Origin of the sequence: Microcystis sp. M44BS1 (assembly GCF_020244875.1) — a bacterium.
Classification (GTDB): Bacteria; Cyanobacteriota; Cyanobacteriia; order Cyanobacteriales; family Microcystaceae; genus Microcystis; species Microcystis panniformis.
Map to the genome: position 1 here is coordinate 59,505 of NZ_JADBVM010000122.1, position 6,631 is coordinate 66,135.

The following is a 6,631-nucleotide window of genomic DNA, read 5'->3' on the forward strand; positions in this document are numbered from 1 at the left end:
TTCTAACTCTTAAACCCCTGTTGCGATAAATGCAGTCCAATAATAGGGATTAGCAAAGGGATAGGGTTGACGTTTAACCGCAGCTTCTAATAAGTCTTGAAATTTTCTTCTATCCCGTTTATTCTCAAAAACTCGATCGAGTAATTGCTGGAATTTTTGACTATCTTTAATTCTGGTTAATTTTTTACTGTTCAATGTTCTTAACCAAGTTTGAGTGTGATTTAAAACAATGGCAATACTCCCTTGATCTTGGATAGAAATCCGTTTAAGATCGTGATAAAATTTAGTCATAAATAACGTAGTTGCTAGGGGATCTACTGTCCAAAGGGTACTAACAACACTAGAACTACCTGCAAATAGAAAACCACTCGGTAAACCCACATATTCATCACTAATACTATCAGCTTTACTTTCGATTATACCACTTTCACAAGCAGAAAAAGTGACTAAACGACATTCTCTTAAGTCAAATTTTTCAAATACTTCTGCTAGGGTTAGGTTAGCTAATTCTCCTAAGTTACCGTCTGGATCTGCTAACATTAAAGCGGAATCTCTAGGGGATTCATTATTAAATTTACCATGACAGGAAAAGTGAAGACAATGGGATGCTTGTAATTCTTGACGACGGTTTTCTAGGGTTTGTTCTGATGCTTCTAATTCCCCAATAATAATGGTTTTTTCTGCAGCAAATCCTTTACTAATTCTCTCGATTTCTAGATTTGCTCCTAAGAGAGGTTTTAGGTCTTTTCTGGTGGGATTTTTAATGGCAAAAAGACGAGTAAAGTTTTCTCTCTGTGATAATTTTACCAGTTTTAAAAGTTGGCAACTGGGAAGGTATCCTACACCTTTAGAAAAGCGTTGATAGAGAAATTGTCCATCTTTTAGGGGTAAACAATGAAGGGGAATAATATGTAAAAACCAATGGGGAATTAGGATGAGACGAGAGCAGGATTTAGGAATCAGTTCTAAAAGTTCATCAATGGGGAGAATTTCTGAGAGTTGATTTAAACAATCATTAAGATTATTGATCCACTCGGTTTTATTATTTTCATAAGCATCACGATAATTTTTAATAAAATTAATCAATTTTTCTCGATCTTCTGCTGAAGATTGCCAAACTTTAACCCCTTTTACCTCACTATCAAAATCCCCCCCTTTTGAAGGGGGGTTAGGGGGGATAACAATAAACGCCATAATACTATCCCCTGAAATATACCATTCTAAGATGGCAGTATCTTGATCAATTAAGGATTGAATCTCACTTAAGGTAATGGTTTCAACCTTTTGAGTTAAGCTAAAACTGCGATCTGTGGGAGTTATTTCACGATCAATAAATTGTTTTAATTCTTGTTTTAAATGATTGAGGTGAGTATAGTCATTTAAGATGGGTTGTTTTTGTTGATCTGGGGTTAAAATTACTCCCTGATTACGGGTTTGTTCTTGGATGGCTAACCGTTGTTCTTCCCCAATAATGGCACGACGGAGGCGATCTAATTCCGTAATAATAGTTTGGGGGATATTACCTTTAGGATAGATATCTCGATCGGTAAGCAATTGGACTAGATAGCGGGTTTTGCTGCGTTCAACGTATTCCAAAGCGCGATCTGGTTGATTGAGGTTGAGATAGGATTGAACTATGCCATGATAAACATCCATTGCATCGGAGAGAATTTCTTGTTGTCGTTGAGGGTTTAAGGCTTGGAGTCGGGTATTTTCTACTGCTTCGATGGCTAAGTTGTAGCCTTTGATGGCGGTTTCCCAGTCTTTGATAAAGTTAGCAGTATTTCCTAAGTTTCGTCCTGTTCTTAAGCAGTCTATAGGAAAAGCGGTTGGGGTTGAAACCTCTAAAGACAGGTTATAAGCCACAATAGCCAACTCGATATTATCAGTCCTTTCCCCTCTGATGCGATTTATATAAGCTAACCCCAGATTATTTTGTGACCTTGCCCAATATTCAGGAAAGGCTTCACGGGTATATACTTCTAATGACTGTTTTAAAGCAGCGATCGCTAACTCTAGATTATCTGCCCTTTCCCCTCTGATGCGCTCACAATAAGCAATCCCCAGATTATTTTGTGACCTTGCCCATTCAGAAGGAAAGCTATCACGGGTATATACTTCTAATGACTGGTTTAAAGCAGCGATCGCTAACTCTAGATTATCTGCCCTTTCCCCTCTGATGCGATAACTATAAGCAGCGCCCAGATTATTTTGTGTGTTTGCCCATTCATAAGGAAAGGCATCACGGGTATATACTTCTAAAGACAGGTTATAAGCCACTATCGTTAACTCTAGATTATCAGCCCTTTCCCCTCTGATGCGATTTCGATAAGCTTCTCCTAGATTATTATGTGTCGTTGCCCATTGATAAGGAAAGCTATCACGGGTATATACTTCTAAAGACAGGTTATATGCCGCAATAGCTAACTCTAGATTATCAGCCCTTTCCCCTCTGATGCGTTCACAATAAGCTATCCCCAAATTATTTTGTGTATTTGCCCAATCTTTAGGAAAGCTATCACGGGTTCTTACTTCTAAAGACAGGTTAAAAGCAACAATAGCTAACTCTAAATTTTCTGCCTTTTCCCCTCTGATGCGATCACTATAAGTATTCCCCAGATTAGTTTGTGTCATTGCCCAAGCTTCAGGAAAGCTATCACGGGTATAGACTTCTAAAGACAGGTTTAAAGCCACAATAGCTAACTCCAAATTATCTGCCTTTTCCCCTCTGATGCGAATTTGATAAGCATTCCCCAGATTATTTTGTGTGTTTGCCCATTTTTCAGGGAAGCTACCACGGGTTAATACTTCTAAAGACAGGTTATAAGCCGCAATAGCTAACTCTAGATTTTCTGCCCTTTCCCCAAAAATTCGATTACCATAAGCATTCCCCAGATTATTTTGTGTCATTGCCCATTCATAAGGAAAGGCTTCACGGGTATATACTTGTAATGATAGGTTATAAGCAGCTATCGCCAACTCTAAATTATCTGCTCTTTCCCCAAGAATGCGATCATTATAAGCATTTCCCAGATTAATTTGAGTTGTTGCCCATTCATAAGGAAAAGCTTCACGGGTTCTTATTTTTAAAGATAGGTTTAAAGCAGCTATCGCCAATTCTAGATTATCTGCCCTTTCCTCTCTGATGCGATTATTATAAGCACCCCCAAGATTATTTTGAGTCGTTGCCCATTCATAAGGAAAAGCATCACAGGTATATACTTCTAAAGACTGGTTTAAAGCTGCGATCGCTAACTCTAGATTATCAGCCCTTTCCCCAAGAATGCGATCATTATAAGCATTCCCCAGATTATTTTGTGATCTTGCCCATTCATAAGGAAAGGCATCACGGATATATACTTCTAATGACAGGTTATAAGCTGCAATAGCTAACTCTAAATTATCTGCCCTTTCCCCAAGAATGCGAGTTTGATAAGCAGCACCCAGATTAGTTTGTATCGTTGCCCATTGTTCAGGAAAAGCTTCACGGGTATATACTTCTAATGACAGGTGATAAGCGGCAATAGCTAACTCTAGATTATCTGCCCTTTCTCCTCTGATGCGATCACTATAAGCTATCCCCAGATTATTTTGTGACCTTGCCCATTCATAAGGAAAAGCTTGACGGGTATATACTTCTAAAAGGGTCTGATAGCCTGTAATCGCAATTTCCAGATTATTTGCCCGACTTCCCAAGGGAAACTGTGATATATCAATACATAAATTTTGAATCACCTCGGCAATACCTACCACTTCTTCAGCCTTCCCTTGAGAAAAACTATATCTAGCGTATTGTTGCAACAGTTGGGCAAAGGTATCATCTAACAAATGTTGACAGCGTTGTAGGATAGGATAAACCACCGCAGGATCATTACTCTCTGCTTCTGCTCGTAATACTTCTAATAAAAACCCCTGATATTCCTCTATACTTCTCGCTTGAGGGTTGAGAAATTGCCCCAACTGTTGCGCCATATACCGAAACCAAGCCGCGGCATCATTATTTCCTTGTTCTTCTAACCATGTTGCATAGTTTTCCATCACCTGCAAAAATTCGGGATCAATCAATTCCTGATTTGCTTGCAGAATATTGGGTTCCTCCCCATCAGCAGAAGTGAGCAACTGTTCAATTAAATTAACATAAGCTTGGGTGCGTTGTTCATTCATTGTCTGTACTGTGATTAGAATGATTGAATGAGGGACTATGATGTTTTTTGGCGGATGACTCTATGATAGGATGAGTCCCCTTGATATAGGGCGATTATGACACAGAATGCTATAGAGGATATTAACTATAAACGCTCAAACTCATCAACCCTTAATCCCGCTTGCCTTAAAATACTGCTAATTGTACCGATTGTTACCTCCTTATAACAGGGAACAATCGTTGTCATTTTTCCTTCGGGAGTATCCTTGGCAAACTTAACATGACTCCCCTTTTGACTAACAACTTCAAACCCTGCCGCTTCCAACTTGCGTTTAATCTCACGATAAGATAAAGGCTTAAGCGGCATTGATTTCTACCTCTATCTTCTGTAATCGGGGAATAACTGTTGCACAAGGCGGTTCAAAATGTAATTCTAAAGCCTCTTGCAGATTGTTTAACGCCTCGGTTTCTGTTTCCCCTTGACTAGCAACATCAACCTCTAAACATTGGGCAACAAACCAATTATCTTCTTGAAAAATTCTCGCTGTAAGTACCTGTCTCATTTTCACTTTCCTGATTGAGCTTTCCATGATTATAGGTCAGGCTAGAATGACAGTCAATTAAATAATCATATAGATCATGCTTTAGACTTCTACATAACAAGATTCTATACTTTATATCCCGTAACCAAGCAACAGGAGTATTATTTCTTTGTTCTTCTAACCCTGTTGCATAGTCTTCCATCATTGTCTGTACTGTGATTGATGTGATTATGTGATGGACTGTGATTTTTTTTGAGAGAGACCAACCTTATGATTTAAAGTGATACAATAAATATTCGTGATTGTCAAGGGGGGGTCGCTGCCAAATTTGTTTGATATATTCCAAGTTTCTGCCTTAGAACATATCAAACAAATTACTTTTCTGCACAAATAACTGTCATTACAGCAACTTCTTTGTCCAATTGATCTCCTATTTCATCTTCAACAACGTCCAGATCGTAATCCATTTGTAATCCCAGCCAAAATCGCGGTGACATATCAAAATAACGAGCTAACCGAAGAGCTATATCCGCTGTGATAGGCTGCTTTCCGTGAACGATTTCGTTAATACATTGTTCAGGAACTCCAAGAGCCAGAGCTATTTGATTCTGACTAAGGTTCATTGGCTTGATAAATTCCTCTAAAAGAACCTCACCGGGATGAATTGGCATTAGTTTATCTTCATTCATTATTTTACCTCAATGATAATCAACGATTTCTACGTCTAGAGCATCACCGTTTTGCCAGACAAAGCAAATTCGCCATTGATCGTTAACCCGAATGCTATATTGACCTTCCCTGTCACCAACCAGACGTTCCAATCGATTTGCTGGTGGGACACGAAGATCTTGCAGGGTTTCCGCACGATTAAGCATCCGCAATTTTCGCAATGCCACTTGTTGGATATCTAATGGCAATTTACGCGAATGTTTACGTTCAAAAACTTTTTGAGCTTCTTTATCTTTAAAGTTTTGGCTCACTCTCTAAACAATTTCTTATCCTACTTTTAAGTATATGACGTAAGGATGCTCCAATGGCAGAACTGGTTGGGGAACAGGCCAGACAGTGACTTCTGCGAATGCGTCTGGGGCCAAGATGACGCGACGACAAATGAGCGCGGTAGCCTTCATGTTGGATATACTAACAACACCTTAGCCTATTGTCAATGTCCCCAACAGTTAAAAACACCTCATATTCTTCTATATTTCTCGCTTGAGGATTGAGATATTGCCCAAAGTGTTGTGTTAAATCAATCTGCATGGTTATTGTATCCTTATTATTTTAACCCCGTTGCATAGTTTTCCATCATCTGCAAAAATTGAGGGTCAATCAATTCCATATTAGCTTGCAGAATATTAGTTCGCTCCTCATCATCAGCAGAAGTGAGCAACTGTTCTATTAAATTAACATAAGCTTGGGTGCGTTGTTCATTCATTGTCTGTACTGTGATTGATGTGATTATGTGATGGACTGTGATTTTTTTTCGAGAGAATGACCATATGATATAATGATATAATATGATACAATAAATATTCGTGATTATCAAGGACAAAGGATAACCCAATCATAGTCCATTATTCAATCATTCTCAATCATAGTTTAGACATTGGATTGTCTAAAAACAACCCAATCATAGTCCATCATTCAATCATGATAATCATAGTTTAGACATTGGATTGTCTAAAAACAACCCAATCATAGTCGCTCATTCAATCATTATAATCATAGTTTAGACATTGGATTGTCTAAAAACAACCCAATCATAGTCGCTCATTCAATCATTATAATCATAGTTTAGACATTAGATTGTCTAAAAACAACCCAATCATAGTCCATCATTCAATCATTATAATCATAGTTTAGACATTGGATTGTCTAAAAACAACCCAATCATAGTCGCTCATTCAATCATTATAATCATAGTTTAGACATTGGATTGTCTAAA

6 protein-coding genes are annotated in these 6,631 nt (G+C 38.2%); all 6 read right to left on the reverse strand.

Features of this window, described 5'->3' with window-relative positions; genetic code table 11:
* Positions 1 to 9: 9 nt before the first annotated feature.
* Positions 10 to 4,164 carry a CHAT domain-containing protein gene (locus tag IM515_RS09600; protein WP_425589505.1) on the reverse strand — a complete coding sequence of 1,385 codons (4,155 nt, stop codon included), beginning with the start codon at positions 4,162 to 4,164 and terminating at the stop codon, positions 10 to 12.
* Positions 4,165 to 4,289: 125 nt separating this feature from the next.
* The gene (locus tag IM515_RS09605) at positions 4,290 to 4,511 is read right to left on the reverse strand and encodes a type II toxin-antitoxin system HicA family toxin (protein WP_002790990.1); all 222 of its coding nucleotides are present in this window, start codon (positions 4,509 to 4,511) and stop codon (positions 4,290 to 4,292) included.
* Positions 4,501 to 4,707, reverse strand: coding sequence for a type II toxin-antitoxin system HicB family antitoxin (locus IM515_RS09610; protein ID WP_002740815.1), 207 nt, complete (start codon positions 4,705 to 4,707; stop codon positions 4,501 to 4,503). The genes IM515_RS09605 and IM515_RS09610 overlap by 11 nt, the downstream gene beginning before the upstream one ends.
* Positions 4,708 to 5,060: 353 nt before the next feature.
* Positions 5,061 to 5,375, reverse strand: coding sequence for a HigA family addiction module antitoxin (locus IM515_RS09615; RefSeq protein ID WP_036399402.1), 315 nt, complete (start codon positions 5,373 to 5,375; stop codon positions 5,061 to 5,063).
* 9 nt (positions 5,376 to 5,384) lie between these two features.
* Positions 5,385 to 5,666, reverse strand: coding sequence for a type II toxin-antitoxin system RelE/ParE family toxin (locus IM515_RS09620; protein ID WP_002737336.1), 282 nt, complete (start codon positions 5,664 to 5,666; stop codon positions 5,385 to 5,387).
* 296 nt (positions 5,667 to 5,962) lie between these two features.
* Entirely contained in the window at positions 5,963 to 6,121 is a 159-nt protein-coding gene (locus tag IM515_RS09625) for a hypothetical protein (protein WP_193959732.1), read from the reverse strand.
* Positions 6,122 to 6,631: the final 510 nt, after the last annotated feature.

Bases quoted from the DNA above. Each gene is read 5' to 3' on its own strand.
- IM515_RS09615 (WP_036399402.1), bottom strand. From the start codon at position 5,375: ATGAATGAAGATAAACTAATGCCAATTCATCCCGGTGAGGTTCTTTTA.
- IM515_RS09625 (WP_193959732.1), bottom strand. From the start codon at position 6,121: ATGAATGAACAACGCACCCAAGCTTATGTTAATTTAATAGAACAGTTG.
- IM515_RS09610 (WP_002740815.1), bottom strand. From the start codon at position 4,707: ATGAGACAGGTACTTACAGCGAGAATTTTTCAAGAAGATAATTGGTTT.
- IM515_RS09600 (WP_425589505.1), bottom strand. From the start codon at position 4,164: ATGAATGAACAACGCACCCAAGCTTATGTTAATTTAATTGAACAGTTG.
- IM515_RS09605 (WP_002790990.1), bottom strand. From the start codon at position 4,511: ATGCCGCTTAAGCCTTTATCTTATCGTGAGATTAAACGCAAGTTGGAA.